The organism is Micromonospora sp. B11E3, from assembly GCF_039871625.1.
Lineage (GTDB): Bacteria > Actinomycetota > Actinomycetes > Mycobacteriales > Micromonosporaceae > Micromonospora.
This window is the reverse complement of record NZ_JBDPMC010000032.1, coordinates 20620-35371: the sequence shown is the minus strand read 5'-3', so window position 1 is coordinate 35371 and position 14752 is coordinate 20620. Positions and strand designations below refer to the sequence as shown.

Here is a 14752-nt window from a genome sequence, read left to right as displayed (position 1 = left end):
CTCCGGCGGGGCCGGTGCGTTGCACCTGGCGGGTGAGTGTGGCCGGCAGGGGGTTTGACGGGCGGTTTCCGGGGGACTGCTGCGCGGCGCGGCCAGTGCGGCTGGCCGCTCCCGCGCAGGATTGGCGGGCGGGAACTCCGGGCATACAGCGCGGTGATGACGAAAGGAGGACAGCATGGCTGACGTCGTGAACCACCGCACGTCACGGAACGGGAGCGAGCCGTCCACCGCCGAACTCGTGCAGCGGGCCACGGAGCAGATCTCCCGTCTCGTCCGGGACGAGTTGGCGCTGGCCCGGGCGGAGTTGACCCAGAAGGGCAAGCGGGCCGGCATCGGGATCGGCCTGTTCGGCGGCGCCGGAGGGCTCGCCGTGTACGGGCTGGGCGCGCTGGTCGCGGCTGCGATCCTGCTGCTGGCGCTGGTCATCCCGGGCTGGGCGGCCGCGCTGGTCGTGGCGGTGCTGCTCTTCGCCGTCGCCGGGATCCTCGCCCTGGTCGGCAAGAAGCAGGTCAGCCAGGCTGTCCCGCCGGTCCCGACGGCGACGGTACGCAGCGTCCGGGCGGACGTGGACACCGTCACCGCCGCGGTGAAGGACAGGGGACGGGTATGACAGGCAACGGGACCGGGGACACCGAGGCGTTGCGGGAGGAGATCCGACGGACCCGCGTGGAGTTGGGCGAGACGATGGAGGCGCTGGCCGCCAAGGCCGACGTCAAGGCCCGGTTGCGGAGTTCGACGGAGCAGGCGAAGGCGCGGATGCGGGGGCAGGCGGCGCAGACCCTGGCCCGGGTGCGCGGTCAGGCGGCGCAGCGGGCCGAGTCCGTCCGCGCCCAGGCGCGCCACGGGAAGGCGAACCTGTGGGGCGGGTCCGCGCCGTGGGCGGCACTCGCGGCCGGCGCGGTGGCTACCATGATCGTGCTGTTGGTCGTCCGGGGGAGGCGCAGGTGAGCAAGGCCATCGGCAAGGTCGCGTACAAGCCGGTCGGGGTGGTGCTCGGGCTGGCCGCCGGCGCCGTGGCGGGCGTGATCTTCCGGCAGGTGTGGAAGGTGACCGCCGGGGACGGCGAGGCGCCGAGCGCGACCGACGAGGACCGTGGCTGGGGCGAGATCCTGGCCGCCGCGGCGCTGCAGGGCGCCATCTTCGCGGTGGTGCGGGCGGCCGTGGACCGGGGCGGAGCCGTCGGTGTCCGGAAGCTGACCGGCCGCTGGCCCGACTGACCCGGCGGGAAGCTGTCGGCCCTGGCCGGCCGACCCGCGGAAATTCGCGTGTGGGGCCCTGATCGGCTACGGCCGGGTAAGGGCCTTTCGCATGGTGGGATCGGCCCACCCAGCGGAATTCCGGCGTCCGTCAGGTCACATGTCGGAGAATTTCGTCAGGTAGGCTGTGCAGAGTTTTCGCTACGTGGTTTGCTGTTCCACGCTGTTGAGAGATGGCGTGGGTTGAGAGAAGTCTCCTTCACGAGGGGGCCGCCTCAGGCGCCGCTGCTCGAAAACGGCCAATCGGCCGCACGGCGTGCTCGGCCGCCAGTTTTAGAAGGAGATACACATGGCGCAGGGAACCGTGAAGTGGTTCAACGCAGACAAGGGCTTCGGCTTCATCACCGTCGACGGCGGGGGTGCTGACGTGTTCGTCCACTTCTCGGCCATCCAGACCAGCGGCTACCGCACGCTGGAGGAGAACCAGCGGGTGGAGTTCGAGATCGCCCAGGGTCAGAAGGGCCCGCAGGCTGAGCAGGTTCGCCCGCTCTGAGCCAGTCCCGGCCGGCGGCGTCGGCCGAGGGGGCGATCCATCCGGATCGAAGTGAAGCCCCGCGTCCCTCCGGGATGCGGGGCTTTCCGCATTTCGCGACACGGCGCCGGCGGCCGGTGCCGGCCGTGCGGATCGGCCAGCCGGCGGCCGTCCGGGTCGGCCCGCGCCGGGCCGGGCGATGCGGCCCGCGCCGGCCGGGCGGGTCCGTCGCCGGATCGTCGGTCGCCGCCGGATCGCCGATCGCCGGCAGGTGGTCAGGAACGGTGGCGCCGGGCGCGTAGGCCGCGCCAGATGGCGACCAGTCCGACCAGGATCACCAACGGGCCGATGAGGACCCAGATCCGGTGGTCGGTCATCAGGCTGCCGGCCACGTAGCCCAGACCCTGCACCGTCCAGACGGCGCCGACGACCACGGCGAGCAGGCCGAGGGTGAGCGGGAGCCATTCCTTCATCGTGTTCCTCCTGCGCCCGCGGCCCGGGCCCGGCCGCCCGGTCCAGCATGCGCCGCGTCGCCCGGGCGCGCGAGCACCGTCGCCGGCGGGGTCGCCGCCGGATGCCGGGGCTGGTCGCGCCGCTCCATGCCCGGAAGCCTAGTGACCCGCTTGTCCGGCGCGGCCGTCGGCCGTACGGTGTTGCAAGACGAACGTACGGTTTTCTGCGGCGCCCGCCGTGGTGGCTTGGAGGTTGACCATGTGGGACCCGGCGACGTACCTGCGCTACGGCGACGAACGGTCGCGGCCCTTCCACGACCTGGTGGCGCGGATCCCGGTCGAGCGACCCCGGGCGGTGGTGGACCTCGGCTGCGGGCCGGGCACCCTGACCGCGACCCTCGCCGCGCGCTGGCCGGCCAGCCGGATCGCCGGGCTCGACTCCTCACCGGAGATGGTCGAGCGGGCCGCCGCCCTGGGCGCCCCGGTCCGGTTCGCCGTCGGCGACGTCCGCGACTGGCGGCCCGCGCCGGACGTCGACGTGCTGGTCAGCAACGCGGTGCTGCAGTGGGTGCCGGGCCACCGGGAGCTGCTGACCCGGTGGGCCGCCGAGCTGCCCGCCGGCGCGTGCCTGGCCGTCCAGGTGCCGGGGAACTTCGCCGCCCCCTCGCACCGGGCCCTGCGCGAGGTGGCCGGGGACGGCCCGTGGGCTGCCGAGCTGACGCCGCTGCTGCGCGAGGCCCCGGTCGACGACGCGGTCGGCTACGCCGCGCTGCTGGCCGGTGCCGGCTGCGCGGTCGACGCCTGGGAGACTACGTACGTGCACCTGCTGCCGGCCCCCGCCGACGCGGACCACCCGGTGCTGTCCTGGATGGAGGGCACCGCGCTGCGCCCCGTCCGGGCCGCCCTCGACCGGGCGCGCTGGGCCGACTTCCGCGCCGAGTTGGGCGTACGCCTCGCCGCGGCGTACCCGGTCCGGGGCGGTCGGGTGTACTTCCCGTTCCGGCGGGTCTTCGTCGTCGCCCGCACGGGCGCCCGCGCAGAGGAGAACTCGTGACCGACCTGTCCACCTTCATCGCCGGACTGCCCAAGGTGGAGCTGCACGTGCACCACGTCGGCTCCGCCTCGCCCCGGATCGTGGCCGAGCTGGCCGCCCGGCACGAGGGGCGCAGCCCGGTGCCGGCGGACCCGGACAAGCTCGCCGACTACTTCGCCTTCCGCGACTTCGCCCACTTCATCGAGGTCTACCTGAGCGTCGTGGACCTGATCCGCGACCCGGAGGACGTCTGGATCCTCACCCACGAGGTGGCCCGCGAGCTGGCCCGCCAGCAGGTCCGGTACGCCGAGCTGACCGTCACGCCGTACTCGCACGTGCACCGCGGCATCCCGTCCCCGGCGTTCTGCGAGGCCATCGAGGACGCCCGCAAGCGCGCCGAGGCCGACTTCGGCATCGCCCTGCGCTGGTGCTTCGACATCCCCGGCGAGGCAGGGCTGCCGGCCGCCGAGGAGACGCTGCGGATCTGCCTGGAGGACCGCCCCGACGGGCTGGTCAGCTTCGGCCTCGGCGGCCCCGAGATCGGCGTGCCCCGGCCGCAGTTCAAGCCGTACTTCGACCGGGCCCGGGCGGCCGGGCTGCGCTCGGCGCCGCACGCCGGCGAGACCACCGGCCCGCAGACCGTCTGGGACGCGCTGCGCGACCTCGGCGCGGAGCGGATCGGCCACGGCATCTCCGCCGCCGCCGATCCGGAGCTGCTCGCCTACCTCGCCGAGCGGCGGATCGCCCTGGAGGTCTGCCCCACCTCCAACGTGCGCACCCGGGCGGTCGCCTCGCTCGACGAGCACCCGCTGCCCCGCCTCGTCGAGGCGGGCGTGCTGGTCACCGTCAACTCCGACGACCCGCCGATGTTCGGCACCACCCTCAACGACGAGTACGCGGTGGCCGCCCGGCTGCTCGACCGCGGCCCGGACGGGGTGGCGGCGCTGGCCCGGGACGCGGTGACCGCGTCGTTCCTGGAGCCGGCGGAGCAGGAGCGGATCGCCGCCGAGATCGACGCGTACCTGGCGGCGGCAGGCTGAACGGAGGCGGCGCGCGCGGCGGGAGACGATTGTGGGGGGATCGGGCTCCCGCCGCGCGCACGGCTCCACCGGCCAGGGGGAGGGCCCGGGGCAGTGGCCGGTGGTGCTGATGGTTCTGCACCGGATCCTGCCAGCCCGGCCCCGGCACGAGGCGGTGGTTAATGCAGACCTAAGGAAGACTTGCGTCTGCGCACAACCGCGCGACCGCCGGGGCGGGCCCCGGCCCGGCGCCGTGGGCCGGTCAGTCCCCGGCGGGACGCTGCCGGGGCCAGCGGCGGCCCGTGGTCTTCTGCTCGCGCGCCTCCCGGGCCATCCGGCCGACCAGGCCGAACCGGTTGACCTGCCGCGGGGCAGCGTCCGGGTCGGCCAGCAGCATCACCACGCTGGCGCCACCGAGCTGGGCCCGGTCGATGCTCACCGACCCGCTGGCCTGCACCGCCACGCGCTTGGCGATGTCCAGGCCCAGCCCCGTCGACCCCTGGTCGCTGGCGCCGCGGCGCAGCGCCCGGTCCGGGTTGGCGATGCCCGGCCCCGCGTCGTCGACCCGGATCGCCACGTACCCGTCCCGCCGGGAGACCGCGACCTCGAACGCGGTGCCCTGGGGGGTGTAGCGGAACACGTTGCCGATCACCGCGTCGAGCGCGGCGGCCAACTCTGCCCGGGGCACCGGCGCCGGGGTGCGCAGCTGCGCACCGATCACCCGGTGCGGCCGGTGCTGGTCGCCGGCGAGGGCCGCCCAGAACACCATCCGGTCGCGGACCACCTCGCTGACGTCGCACGTCGCCGGCCCGGTCTCGTGCGCGACCGCCTTGCGGGTCGTCTTGATCAGCACGTCGATCTCGCCCTCCAGGGTGACGATCGCCTGCCGGATGCGCCGGATCGTCCGCCGCCGGTCCAGCTCCGCCTCGCTGAACGAGCCCACGCTGGTGTCGTCGGAGTCCAGCCCCTCGGCGTCCAGGCGCAGCACGGTCAGCGGGGTACGCAGCCGGTGCGACAGGTCGGCGACGAGTTCCCGCTCGTCCGTGCGGGCCGCCACCAGCCGCTGCGCCATCCGGTTGAACGCGTGACCGGCCTCGGCCAGCTCGCGCGGGCCGCTGGGCTCCACGCGTACCCCGAGGTCGCCCTCGCCCACGGCGGCCGCGGCGCGCACCAGGCCCCGGGCCGAGTCGACGGTCCGCGCGGCCACCCGGTCCACCACCAGCACGGCGGCCCCGACCAGCGCCGCCGCCACCGCGCCCAGCAGCGGCCAGCGGCTGCCCGCCCCGGCGTCGAGCGCGGAGTCCGGGACGAACACCTCGACCACGGCCACCGTGTCCCCGAGCACCACCGGGTCGAGCCGCAGCACTCCGCCGGGGGTGTCGGTGACCACGGACCGGCGCTCGGCGGCGGCCCGGGCCAGCGCCGCCGCGTCGGCCCGCCCGGCCGGGGCGTCCCCGCCCAGGCCGTGCACCACCGCCCGGGTGGCCGGGTCGTCGCCGCTGGCCTCCACCGCGCGCCGTACGGCGGCCGGCTCGGTGCTCACCGCGAGCGCCCCGGTGACCAGCGCGGCGCGTCGGGCGGCGTCGGCGAGGGCGGCATCCCGGGAGCCGTCGCCCAGGGTGATCCCGAGCGGGACGAGGAAGGCCGCCGCGGCGAGGGCGCACACGCCGGCGGTGAGCCAGGCCAGCGTCGCCCTCAGTCCGGGGCCACCAACCGGAATCCCACCCCCCGCACGGTGCGCAGGTAGCGCGGCCTCGCCGCGGACTCGCCCATCTTGCGGCGCAGCCAGTACAGGTGAACGTCGATGGTCTGGTCCTCGCCGACCGACGGCTGCCGCCATACCTCCTCCAAGAGTTCCCGGCGGGACACTACCCGCCCGGGTCGCGCGGCGAGATACGCCAGCAGGTCGAATTCCTTCCGGGTCAGCGCGAGCGGCACCCCGTCCAGCGTCGCGCTGCGCTCGCCGACGTCGACCCGCAGGCCGCTGACGGTGTGCACGGCCGGCTGCACCGTCCGGCTGGCCCGGCCCACCCGGCGCAGCACCGTGGTGATCCGGGCGTCCAGGTGCGCGCCGGTGAACGGCTTGACCATGTAGTCGTCCGCGCCCGCCCGCAGCAGCCGGACCACCGACTGCTCGTCGTCACGGGCCGTGGCGATGATGATCGGGATGTCGGTGATGCCGCGCAGCATGCGCAGCGCGTCGGAGCCGTCCAGGTCGGGCAGGCCCAGGTCCAGCACCACCAGATCGGGGGTCTCCGCGGCCACCCGGCGCAGCGCGTCCAGCGCCGTGCCCACGGCGTGCACGGCGTGCCCCCGGTCGGCGAGGGACCGCAGCATCGCGCCGCGTACGACGTGATCGTCTTCGACCAGGAGCACGGTGGCCACGTCAGCACGGTACTCGGCGTGGCAAGTTGATCGCGTTGCGGCGTACGGGCGAACCGGGCAAGCTGGTACGACCATGTCGTTCACGCTCTTCGCGGACACCCGCCTGGCGCTCGCCCGGGACAGTCTCGCCGGCCTCTCCGTCGGCGACGCCCTGGGCTCCCAGTTCTTCGTCCCGGGGCGGGCGCCCGCCGACCTCGCGGCCGGCCGGCTGCCGCCGCCGCCCTGGCAGTGGACCGACGACACCGAGATGGCGTGCTCGGTGGTGGTCGAGTTGGCCGCAGCCGGAACGATCGACCGGGACCGGCTGGCGCTCGCCTTCGCCGAGCGCTGCGAGCCCTACCGGGGCTACGGCCCCGGTGCCGTGACCATCCTGCGGCTGATTCGAACGGGCACCCCGTGGCCGGCCGCCGCCGTGTCCGCGTTCGACGGGCAGGGCTCGTGCGGCAACGGGGCGGCGATGCGGGTCGGCCCGCTCGGGGCCTGGTTCGCCGACTCCACCCGGCGCGCGGCGGCCCAGGCCCGGGCTTCCGCCGAGGTCACCCACGCCCACCCCGAGGGGATCGCCGGGGCGGTGGCGGTGGCGGTGGCCGCCGCCCTGGCCGCGCGCGCCCGCCTCGACGGGGACCACCCGTCGCCGTCGCGCCTGCTCGCCGCGGTGGCCGCCGCCCTCGACCCCAGCGGCGAGGTGCACCGGGGGGTACGCCGGGCCGCCGCCCTGCTGGGCCACCCGGCGGCGGTGGCCGCCGACGCGCTCGGCACCGGCTCCCGGGTCACCGCGCAGGACACGGTCCCGTTCACGCTCTGGGTGGCCGCCACCCACCTCGACGACTACCCGGCGGCGATCCGCGCCTGCGTGGCGGCGGGCGGGGACGTGGACACCACCGCCGCCATCGTGGGGGCGATCGTCGCCGCCCGCACCGGCGTCGGCACGCCCGGCGGGGTGCCCGCCGACTGGCTAGCCGCCCGGGAGCCGCTGCCCGACTGGGCCGGCTGACCGCCCGCTTTGCCGGGGCGCGGGGCCGGGGCGCGGGGCGCGGGGCCGGATCACGCCCATGTCGGCGCCATGGCGGGGTGCACGCGGGTCGGATGGCGCCATGTCGCCGACATGGAGTCGATCAAGGGCCGGGCCCCGGCCGCGCTCAGCCGGACGGTTGCCGGTCGAGCCGGTCGAGCCGGTCGAGCCGGTCGAGCAGGGCGGCGGCCTGCGGGAGTTGGCCCTGGTGGAACACGGGGATGCCGGCGCGGACCAGCAGTTCCGCGGCCAGTCCGCGCCCGGGGACGGTGCGGCCGGTGAACGACCCGTCGTGCACCCGGCTGGTGCCGCCCCGCTCGCGTCGAACCGGACCGGCCGGCCGCCCAGACATCCGCTCACCAGCACCCTGCGCACCGGCGCACGGTACGCGCCGCCGCGTCGCCCGGCGCGGCGGCGCGTACCGACGACGTGTCCTTCCTCTACCGAATGCGACAAGAAGTCGCCCTGCCCCGCCCTATAGCATCAGCAGGGCGGTCGCTCGGCCGCGTCCGTCGTCTGCTGGAGGAGTCACCGTGTCCGCACCCCGTACCCCCGTCGTGGCCGACCCCGTCGTCGTCGCCGCCGGGACGACGGCGGCCGACGCGGTGGCCGCGGCCGGGCTGCCCACCAGTGGCCCGAAGGCGGTCGTCGTGGTCCGCGACCCGCAGGGTCAGCTCCGCGACCTGGACTGGACGCCGGCCGAGGACACCACGGTCGAGCCCGTCGGCATCGACACCCCGGACGGGCTGAACGTGCTGCGCCACTCGACCGCGCACGTGCTGGCCCAGGCGGTGCAGGACGTCTTCCCCGAGGCGAAGCTCGGCATCGGCCCGCCCATCGAGAACGGTTTCTACTACGACTTCGCCGTCGACAAGCCGTTCCAGCCCGACGACCTGGCCAAGCTCGAGAAGCGGATGCAGGAGATCGTCAAGTCGGGGCAGCGGTTCCGGCGGCGACGGTTCAACAGCCTGGACGAGGCCCGGGGCGAGCTGGCCAACGAGCCGTTCAAGCTGGAGCTGATCGAGGTCAAGGGCGAGGGGCTGGACTCCTCGCAGGTGATGGAGGTCGGCGGGGGCGAGCTGACCATCTACGACAACCTCGCCTCGAGCGAGGACAAGGTCTGCTGGTCGGACCTGTGCCGGGGCCCGCACCTGCCGAACACCCGACTGATCGGCGCGTTCAAGCTGATGCGCTCGGCCGCCGCGTACTGGCGGGGGTCGGAGAAGAACCCGCAGCTCCAGCGGGTGTACGGCACGGCCTGGCCGACGCGGGACGAGCTGAAGGCGTACCTGAAGCTGTTGGAGGAGGCCGCCCGGCGCGACCACCGCAAGCTCGGCGCGGACCTGGACCTGTTCAGCTTCCCCGACGAGGTCGGCTCCGGCCTCGCGGTCTTCCACCCGAAGGGCGGCATCATCCGCCGGGAGCTGGAGAACTACTCGCGCCGCCGGCACGAGGCGGCGGGGTACGAGTTCGTCAACACCCCGCACATCACCAAGGCGCAGCTGTTCGAGACCTCCGGCCACCTGCCCTACTACGCCGACACGATGTTCCCCCCGATGCAGTTCGAGGGGGCGGACTACTACCTCAAGGCGATGAACTGCCCGATGCACAACCTGATCTTCAGGGCGCGCGGGCGGTCCTACCGGGAGCTGCCGCTGCGGCTGTTCGAGTTCGGCACGGTCTACCGGTACGAGAAGTCCGGCGTGGTGCACGGCCTGACCCGGGTGCGCGGGTTGACCCAGGACGACTCGCACATCTACTGCACCCGGGAGCAGATGGCGGGCGAGCTGTCGACCCTGCTCACCTTCGTGCTGGACCTGCTGCGCGACTACGGCCTGGACGACTTCTACCTGGAGCTGTCGACCCGCGACGACTCGCCGAAGTTCATCGGCAGCGACGCCGACTGGGCCGAGGCGACCGAGGCGCTGCGCACCGCGGCCGAGGAGTCCGGGCTGGACCTGGTGCCCGACCCGGGCGGGGCGGCCTTCTACGGCCCGAAGATCTCGGTGCAGGCCCGGGACGCGATCGGCCGGACCTGGCAGATGTCGACGATCCAGGTCGACTTCAACCAGCCGGAGCGGTTCGGGCTGGAGTACCAGGCCGCCGACGGTAGCCGGCAGCGGCCGGTCATGATCCACCGGGCGCTGTTCGGTTCGATCGAGCGGTTCTTCGGCGTGCTCACCGAGCACTACGCGGGCGCGTTCCCGGCCTGGCTGGCTCCGGTGCAGGTGGTCGGCATCCCGATCCGCGAGGACCACACCGACTACCTGCGCGGGTTCGTGGCGGCGCTGCGCGCCGAGGGCGTCCGGGCCCAGGTCGACGCGGGCGACGAGCGGATGCAGAAGAAGATCCGCACCGCCCAGCAGCAGAAGATCCCGTTCATGGTGATCGCCGGCGACGACGACGTGGCCGCCGGCACGGTCTCCTTCCGCTACCGGGACGGCTCCCAGCGCAACGGGGTGCCAGTCGGCGAGGCGGTCGCCCACGTCCTCGACGTGATCAACTCGCGCAGCAACTCCGGCCCGTCGGCCGCCTGAGTCGGGACGCAGGGAAGGCCCCCGCCGCGGCGGGGGCCTTCGTCGTCCGGCAATCAGATCCCGCAGTTCGGGGCCGACCAGGACTGGCTGGCCGAGTTGCCCAGGTGGGTGTGGTCGTTGTGGCCCGGGTAGCCGGGGCCGAGGATGTTGGTGAAGCCGTGGTAACGGGCCTGCTGGGCCATCCGGCAGAGCGTGGGCGAACCGGTCAGGTCCACCCCGTCGCCGTAGAGGTGCCGGCTGCCGGCCGCCCCGCCGACCGCGCTGTTGCAGGCGTAGCTGCGGAACCCGCTGCTGATGTAGAGCGGAACGCTGCCGAGGGCCCTCCGCATGGCCTGGAGCTTCCACATCGAGACCAGCGCGTTGAACTTCGCGGTGCTCGCCGAGACCGCGCCGCCCGACCAGTCGCTGTTGCACCGGTTCCACTCGGCGTAGCTGAAGTTGACCGGGGTGCAGTCGTCGTCCTGGAGGGCGTAGAGCTGGTTGAACGTGTTCGGCCCCGCGACGCCGTCGGCGGCCAGGCCGTACGCCTGCTGGAAGCGGATCACTGCGGACCGGGTCGCCGGGCCGAACGCGCCGTCGAGGGCGATCCGCGAGGCGTAGCCGGGGTAGCCGGAGACGCGGATCTGGAGCTGGCGGACGTCTTCTCCGGACATCCCCTCCGACAGGGTGCGTCCCCAGGTGTAGCAGCCGTCGGCGTGGGCGGCCCCGGCGGTGGCGGTGACGCCGATCACCGTGCTGGCGGCGGTCAGCGCGAGGGCCGCGAGGATCTTGCCGATTCGTCGAATCACGGGTCCTCCATCATTGAATGCAAGTGTTTCAATGTCTGGGAGTTTCATGGCTGGGCGTGGATTCGTCAATAAGTTGCGCAACGAGTGGCGGAAATTTGCAGCGACAAGCGACGCTCGCAGGACGGCGGGACGGTCCGTAGGATCGCGTCTGTGACTGGGGCGGAGCGGCACGCGGACGGTGGCGGGATGGCCGACGGCCTGGAGCGGCTCTGGACACCGCACCGGATGACGTACATCTCCGGCGAGGACCGCCCCGCGGAGGGCTACGAGAAGCCGACCGGCTGCCCGTTCTGCCGCGCGCCGCAGTTGGCGCCAAAGGAGAGCCTGGTCGTGGCGCGGGGGCGGCACGTCTTCGCGGTGCTGAACCTCTACCCGTACAACCCGGGTCACCTGCTGGTCTGCCCGTACCGGCACGTCGCCGACTACACCGACCTGGACGAGCCGGAGACCGCCGAGCTGGCCGTGTTCACCCAGACCGCGATGCGGGTGGTGCGCAAGGTCAGCAACGCGCACGGGTTCAACCTCGGGATGAACCAGGGCGGCGTGGCCGGCGCCGGGATCGCCGCGCACCTGCACCAGCACGTGGTGCCCCGCTGGGGCGGGGACGCCAACTTCATGCCCGTCATCGGGCGGACGAAGGTCCTGCCGCAGCTGCTCGCCGACACCCGCGACCTGTTCGTCCGCGCCTGGCCCAGCTGACCCCCCCCGCGCGCTCTCACGCTCCCGCGCGCTCTCACGCTCCCGCGCGCTCTCACGCTCCCGCGCGCTCCCGCGCGTCCTCCTCCCGTGCGCGATCTTGCACCTTCGGCCCCTCGAATGGCCGCTATGCGGCTTTTGCCAGGGCCGAAAGTGCAAGATCGGCGGGGTGTGCCGGGCGCACCGGCGCGTGGGGCCGGCCGGAGCGGGGCGGCGTCAGGGCGCGAGGATCGTCGCCACCAACTCCGGCCAGCTCTCCACCCGGCGCACCGCGCCCAGGTGCGGCGCGTGCGCGGCCACCTCCCGCGGGCGCGGGCGGAACAGGTAGCGGTTGGGCACCGAGCCGAGGTAGCCCAGTACCTCCAGCCGGTCGTCGACGAAGTCGGTCAGCTCCAGCCGCCGGGCGATCGGCGCCTTCTCCGGCCGGGTACGGCAGAAGTGCAGGCGGTCCGGCGTGATCCCGGTGCGCTCGTGGAAACGGTGGTGGGCCAGCCACTCCCGGGTACGCCGCTCGGTCCGCTCACCGCACTTTGACACCACGTACGCCTCGGGGCCGAACACCTCGCCGACCAGGGTGGCCAGCGCCTCGAAGGCCCCGTCCACCTGTGGCGTGCGCAGGTAGTTTCCGCCGAAGAAGGAGGTGTCCGCGCCCTCGTCGACCGCCTCGATGACGACGCCGCCGATGTCCACCCCGAGCCGTCGCATGCCGCCGATCATGCCGCCCCCCTGAGCCGCGCCGATCATGGACTTGTGGTGCCTGACAAAACGGGCCAACTGCAAAATAGTGCCCACCACAAGTCCATGATCGACGTCGCGTGGGGTCAGGAAGCGCCGTTGTGCTCCTTGCGGACCTGCTCGGCGAGGTGGGTCGGCATCGGCTCGTAGCGGGCGAAGGCGCGGCGGAACGTGCCGCTCCCCGACGTCAGCGAGCGCAGCTCGATGGCGTACCGGAGCAGCTCGGTGGCGGGCACCTCGGCGCGGACCAGGGTGCGGCCGTCCGCCTCCGGGTCGGGCTCGGTGCCGAGCACCCGGCCGCGCCGGCCGGACAGGTCGCCCATGACCGCGCCGACGGCGGAGTCGGGCACCCGGACGGCCACCTCGTCGACCGGCTCCAGCAGGGTCGGCTGACCCCGCTCGGCGGCGTCGCGCAGCGCCAGCGCCCCGGCGGTCTGGAACGCGGCGTCGGACGAGTCCACGCTGTGCGCCTTGCCGTCGAACAGGGTCACCCGCAGGTCCACCACCGGGTGGCCGGCGACGAGGCCGCGCTCCATCTGGGTCCGCACGCCCTTCTCGACCGACGGGATGTAGTTGTGCGGCACCGCGCCGCCCACCACCCGGTCGACGAACTCGAAGCCGCCGCCGGTGGGCAGCGGCTCCACCTCGATGTCGCAGATCGCGTACTGGCCGTGGCCGCCGGACTGCTTGACGTGCCGGCCGTGCCCCTTCGCGGGCGCGGTCAGGGTCTCCCGGAACGCCACCCGCACCGGCTCGGTGTCCAGCTCGACGCCGCCGCCGCGCAGCCGGTCGAGCACCACGTCCGCGTGCGCCTCGCCCATCGTCCACAGGACGAGCTGGTGGGTCTCCGGGTTGCGCTCCAGCCGCAGCGTCGGGTCGCCCGCCACCAGCCGGGCCAGGTTGCGGGCGAGGGCGTCCTCGTCGGCCCGGCTGCGGGCGACGACCGCCACCGGCAGCAGCGGTTCGGGCATGTCCCACGGCGCCACCAGCAGCGGGTCGTCCTTGGCGGAGATCGTGTCACCCGTCTCCGCGCTGCCCGACTTGGTGATCGCGCAGATGTCGCCGGCCACGCACAGGGGCACCTCGCGCAGGGCCGCCCCGAGCGGGCTGTAGAGGTGCCCGACCCGCTCGTCGGCGTCGTGGTCGGGGTGCCCGCGCTCGGCCATGCCGTGCCCGGCGACGTGCACGGTCAGCTCCGGGCGCAGCGTGCCGGAGAAGACCCGAACCAGCGAGACCCGCCCGACGTGCCGGTCGACCGTCGTCTTGACCACCTCGGCCACGAGGGGGCCGTCCGGGTCGCAGGTCAGCGGCGGCCGGGGCGAGCCGTCCAGCCCGGCGACGGCGGGCAGCTCGTGCTCCGGCGGCGACGGGAACGCGGAGACCAGGCCGTCCAGCAGCGCGTCCAGGCCCACCCCGGTGTCGACGGAGACCGGCACGACCGGGTAGAAGTGCCCCCGGGCGACCGCCTTCTCCAGGTCGGCGATCAGCACCTCGGTGTCGAGCTCCTCCCCGGCGAGGTAGCGGTCCATCAGGGACTCGTCCTCGCTCTCGGCGATGATCCCCTCGATCAGCTCGTCGCGGGCCTCGGCGATGGCCGGCAGGTGCTCCGGGTCCGGCTCGCGGACCTGTGCCGGCAGGCCGGCGGTGTAGTCGAAGACCCGGCGGGTGACCAGGCCGAGCAGGCCGACCACGGACTCGCCGGAGTCGTCCAGCATCGGCAGGTACAGCGGCAGCACGTTGTCGCCGAAGACCCGCTGGCACAGCGCCACGGTCTCGTCGAAGTCGGCGCGCGGGTGGTCCAGCCGGGTCACCGCGACCGCCCGGGGCATGTCCACCGCGGCGCACTCCTCCCAGAGCGCGACGGTGGCGGCGTCCATCCCGCCCGCCGCGGAGACCACGAAGAGCGCGGCGTCGGCGGCCCGCAGGCCGGCGCGCAGCTCGCCGACGAAGTCGGCGTAGCCCGGGGTGTCCAGCAGGTTGATCTTCACGTCCCGGTGCAGCAGCGGGGCGCAGGCCAGGCTCACCGACCGCTGCTGGCGGACGGCCGCCGGGTCGTGGTCGCAGACCGTGGTGCCGTCGGTGACCGTGCCGGCCCGGCCGATGGTGCCGCTCGCCGTGAGCAGCGCCTCCACCAGGGTCGTCTTGCCCGCACCGGAGTGCCCGACGAGCACCACGTTGCGAACCCTGCCGGGCTCGGTCACCACCGGCGCGCCGCCGGTGACACCCTTCTCCTGACTCTTCTGCGCCATGGGGCGCACCTCCCTCAGCCGGTGGTTGGTGGCGACCGCCGCGCGCGACGGGGGAGCGGCCCGGGGCGGGTTCCGCGGCGATATCCTCCGGTGATCTGCTGCACAGCGGGTACGGGAC

General features: G+C 74.0%; 16 protein-coding genes. 9 read left to right on the top strand and 7 right to left on the bottom strand.

Annotated features, from left to right (window positions below):
* Window positions 1–175 precede the first annotated feature (175 nt).
* The 4 genes from ABGB16_RS17745 to ABGB16_RS17730 all read left to right on the top strand — a co-directional run bounded on the left by ABGB16_RS17745 (window position 176) and on the right by ABGB16_RS17730 (window position 1749).
* Window positions 176–610 carry a phage holin family protein gene (locus ABGB16_RS17745; protein WP_347669184.1) on the top strand — a complete coding sequence of 145 codons (435 nt, stop codon included), beginning with the start codon at window positions 176–178 and terminating at the stop codon, window positions 608–610.
* A complete protein-coding gene (locus tag ABGB16_RS17740; RefSeq protein ID WP_347669183.1) occupies window positions 607–948 on the top strand; it encodes a DUF3618 domain-containing protein in 342 nt (113 codons plus the stop codon). Before ABGB16_RS17745 ends, ABGB16_RS17740 begins: the two co-directional genes overlap by 4 nt.
* Entirely contained in the window at window positions 945–1217 is a 273-nt protein-coding gene (locus ABGB16_RS17735; protein WP_347669182.1) for a DUF4235 domain-containing protein, read from the top strand. The genes ABGB16_RS17740 and ABGB16_RS17735 overlap by 4 nt, the downstream gene beginning before the upstream one ends.
* 328 nt (window positions 1218–1545) lie before the next feature.
* Complete coding sequence (locus ABGB16_RS17730; RefSeq protein ID WP_011905669.1) at window positions 1546–1749, top strand: cold-shock protein; 204 nt, start codon at window positions 1546–1548, stop codon at window positions 1747–1749.
* Between the two features lie 254 nt (window positions 1750–2003).
* Here the strand turns inward: ABGB16_RS17730 and ABGB16_RS17725 are convergent, their stop codons facing one another.
* A complete protein-coding gene (locus tag ABGB16_RS17725) occupies window positions 2004–2201 on the bottom strand; it encodes a hypothetical protein (protein ID WP_347669181.1) in 198 nt (65 codons plus the stop codon).
* Between the two features lie 238 nt (window positions 2202–2439).
* Between ABGB16_RS17725 and ABGB16_RS17720 the strand changes: the two genes are divergently transcribed.
* Entirely contained in the window at window positions 2440–3234 is a 795-nt protein-coding gene (locus ABGB16_RS17720; RefSeq protein WP_347669180.1) for a trans-aconitate 2-methyltransferase, read from the top strand.
* Window positions 3231–4253 carry an adenosine deaminase gene (locus ABGB16_RS17715; protein WP_347669179.1) on the top strand — a complete coding sequence of 341 codons (1023 nt, stop codon included), beginning with the start codon at window positions 3231–3233 and terminating at the stop codon, window positions 4251–4253. Before ABGB16_RS17720 ends, ABGB16_RS17715 begins: the two co-directional genes overlap by 4 nt.
* A gap of 241 nt (window positions 4254–4494) precedes the next feature.
* Here ABGB16_RS17715 and ABGB16_RS17710 read toward each other — a convergent pair whose 3' ends face one another.
* Entirely contained in the window at window positions 4495–5898 is a 1404-nt protein-coding gene (locus ABGB16_RS17710; RefSeq protein ID WP_347669178.1) for a HAMP domain-containing sensor histidine kinase, read from the bottom strand.
* Between the two features lie 29 nt (window positions 5899–5927).
* Window positions 5928–6617, bottom strand: coding sequence for a response regulator transcription factor (locus ABGB16_RS17705; protein WP_347669177.1), 690 nt, complete (start codon window positions 6615–6617; stop codon window positions 5928–5930).
* A 73-nt stretch (window positions 6618–6690) separates the two neighbouring features.
* Between ABGB16_RS17705 and ABGB16_RS17700 the strand changes: the two genes are divergently transcribed.
* Window positions 6691–7611, top strand: a complete 921-nt coding sequence (locus ABGB16_RS17700) for an ADP-ribosylglycohydrolase family protein (RefSeq protein WP_347669176.1) — start codon at window positions 6691–6693, stop codon at window positions 7609–7611.
* A gap of 145 nt (window positions 7612–7756) precedes the next feature.
* Here the strand turns inward: ABGB16_RS17700 and ABGB16_RS17695 are convergent, their stop codons facing one another.
* Window positions 7757–7981 (bottom strand): hypothetical protein, encoded by a 225-nt coding sequence (locus tag ABGB16_RS17695; RefSeq protein WP_347669175.1) that lies wholly within the window; start codon window positions 7979–7981, stop codon window positions 7757–7759.
* 181 nt (window positions 7982–8162) lie between these two features.
* Between ABGB16_RS17695 and thrS the strand changes: the two genes are divergently transcribed.
* Window positions 8163–10166: a threonine--tRNA ligase gene (gene thrS / locus ABGB16_RS17690; protein ID WP_347669174.1), complete on the top strand. Its 2004-nt coding sequence runs from the start codon at window positions 8163–8165 to the stop codon at window positions 10164–10166.
* Window positions 10167–10219: 53 nt separating this feature from the next.
* Here thrS and ABGB16_RS17685 read toward each other — a convergent pair whose 3' ends face one another.
* Window positions 10220–10954 carry a D-Ala-D-Ala carboxypeptidase family metallohydrolase gene (locus ABGB16_RS17685; protein WP_347669173.1) on the bottom strand — a complete coding sequence of 245 codons (735 nt, stop codon included), beginning with the start codon at window positions 10952–10954 and terminating at the stop codon, window positions 10220–10222.
* A gap of 186 nt (window positions 10955–11140) precedes the next feature.
* Here ABGB16_RS17685 and ABGB16_RS17680 point away from each other — a divergent pair, with 186 nt between their 5' ends.
* Window positions 11141–11653: an HIT domain-containing protein gene (locus tag ABGB16_RS17680; RefSeq protein WP_347669226.1), complete on the top strand. Its 513-nt coding sequence runs from the start codon at window positions 11141–11143 to the stop codon at window positions 11651–11653.
* Between the two features lie 213 nt (window positions 11654–11866).
* Here ABGB16_RS17680 and ABGB16_RS17675 read toward each other — a convergent pair whose 3' ends face one another.
* On the bottom strand, window positions 11867–12355 hold the full coding sequence (locus ABGB16_RS17675; RefSeq protein ID WP_347669172.1) for a hypothetical protein: 489 nt from the start codon (window positions 12353–12355) through the stop codon (window positions 11867–11869).
* Window positions 12356–12471: 116 nt separating this feature from the next.
* Window positions 12472–14634 carry an elongation factor G-like protein EF-G2 gene (locus ABGB16_RS17670; RefSeq protein WP_347669171.1) on the bottom strand — a complete coding sequence of 721 codons (2163 nt, stop codon included), beginning with the start codon at window positions 14632–14634 and terminating at the stop codon, window positions 12472–12474.
* Window positions 14635–14752 lie beyond the last annotated feature (118 nt).

Excerpts from the sequence above, each read along its gene's own strand:
- ABGB16_RS17745 (WP_347669184.1), top strand. The coding sequence starts at position 176 with ATGGCTGACGTCGTGAACCACCGCACGTCACGGAACGGGAGCGAGCCG.
- ABGB16_RS17740 (WP_347669183.1), top strand. The coding sequence starts at position 607 with ATGACAGGCAACGGGACCGGGGACACCGAGGCGTTGCGGGAGGAGATC.
- ABGB16_RS17730 (WP_011905669.1), top strand. The coding sequence starts at position 1,546 with ATGGCGCAGGGAACCGTGAAGTGGTTCAACGCAGACAAGGGCTTCGGC.
- ABGB16_RS17725 (WP_347669181.1), bottom strand. The coding sequence starts at position 2,201 with ATGAAGGAATGGCTCCCGCTCACCCTCGGCCTGCTCGCCGTGGTCGTC.
- ABGB16_RS17720 (WP_347669180.1), top strand. The coding sequence starts at position 2,440 with ATGTGGGACCCGGCGACGTACCTGCGCTACGGCGACGAACGGTCGCGG.
- ABGB16_RS17700 (WP_347669176.1), top strand. The coding sequence starts at position 6,691 with ATGTCGTTCACGCTCTTCGCGGACACCCGCCTGGCGCTCGCCCGGGAC.
- ABGB16_RS17695 (WP_347669175.1), bottom strand. The coding sequence starts at position 7,981 with ATGTCTGGGCGGCCGGCCGGTCCGGTTCGACGCGAGCGGGGCGGCACC.
- ABGB16_RS17680 (WP_347669226.1), top strand. The coding sequence starts at position 11,141 with ATGGCCGACGGCCTGGAGCGGCTCTGGACACCGCACCGGATGACGTAC.
- ABGB16_RS17675 (WP_347669172.1), bottom strand. The coding sequence starts at position 12,355 with ATGCGACGGCTCGGGGTGGACATCGGCGGCGTCGTCATCGAGGCGGTC.
- ABGB16_RS17670 (WP_347669171.1), bottom strand. The coding sequence starts at position 14,634 with ATGGCGCAGAAGAGTCAGGAGAAGGGTGTCACCGGCGGCGCGCCGGTG.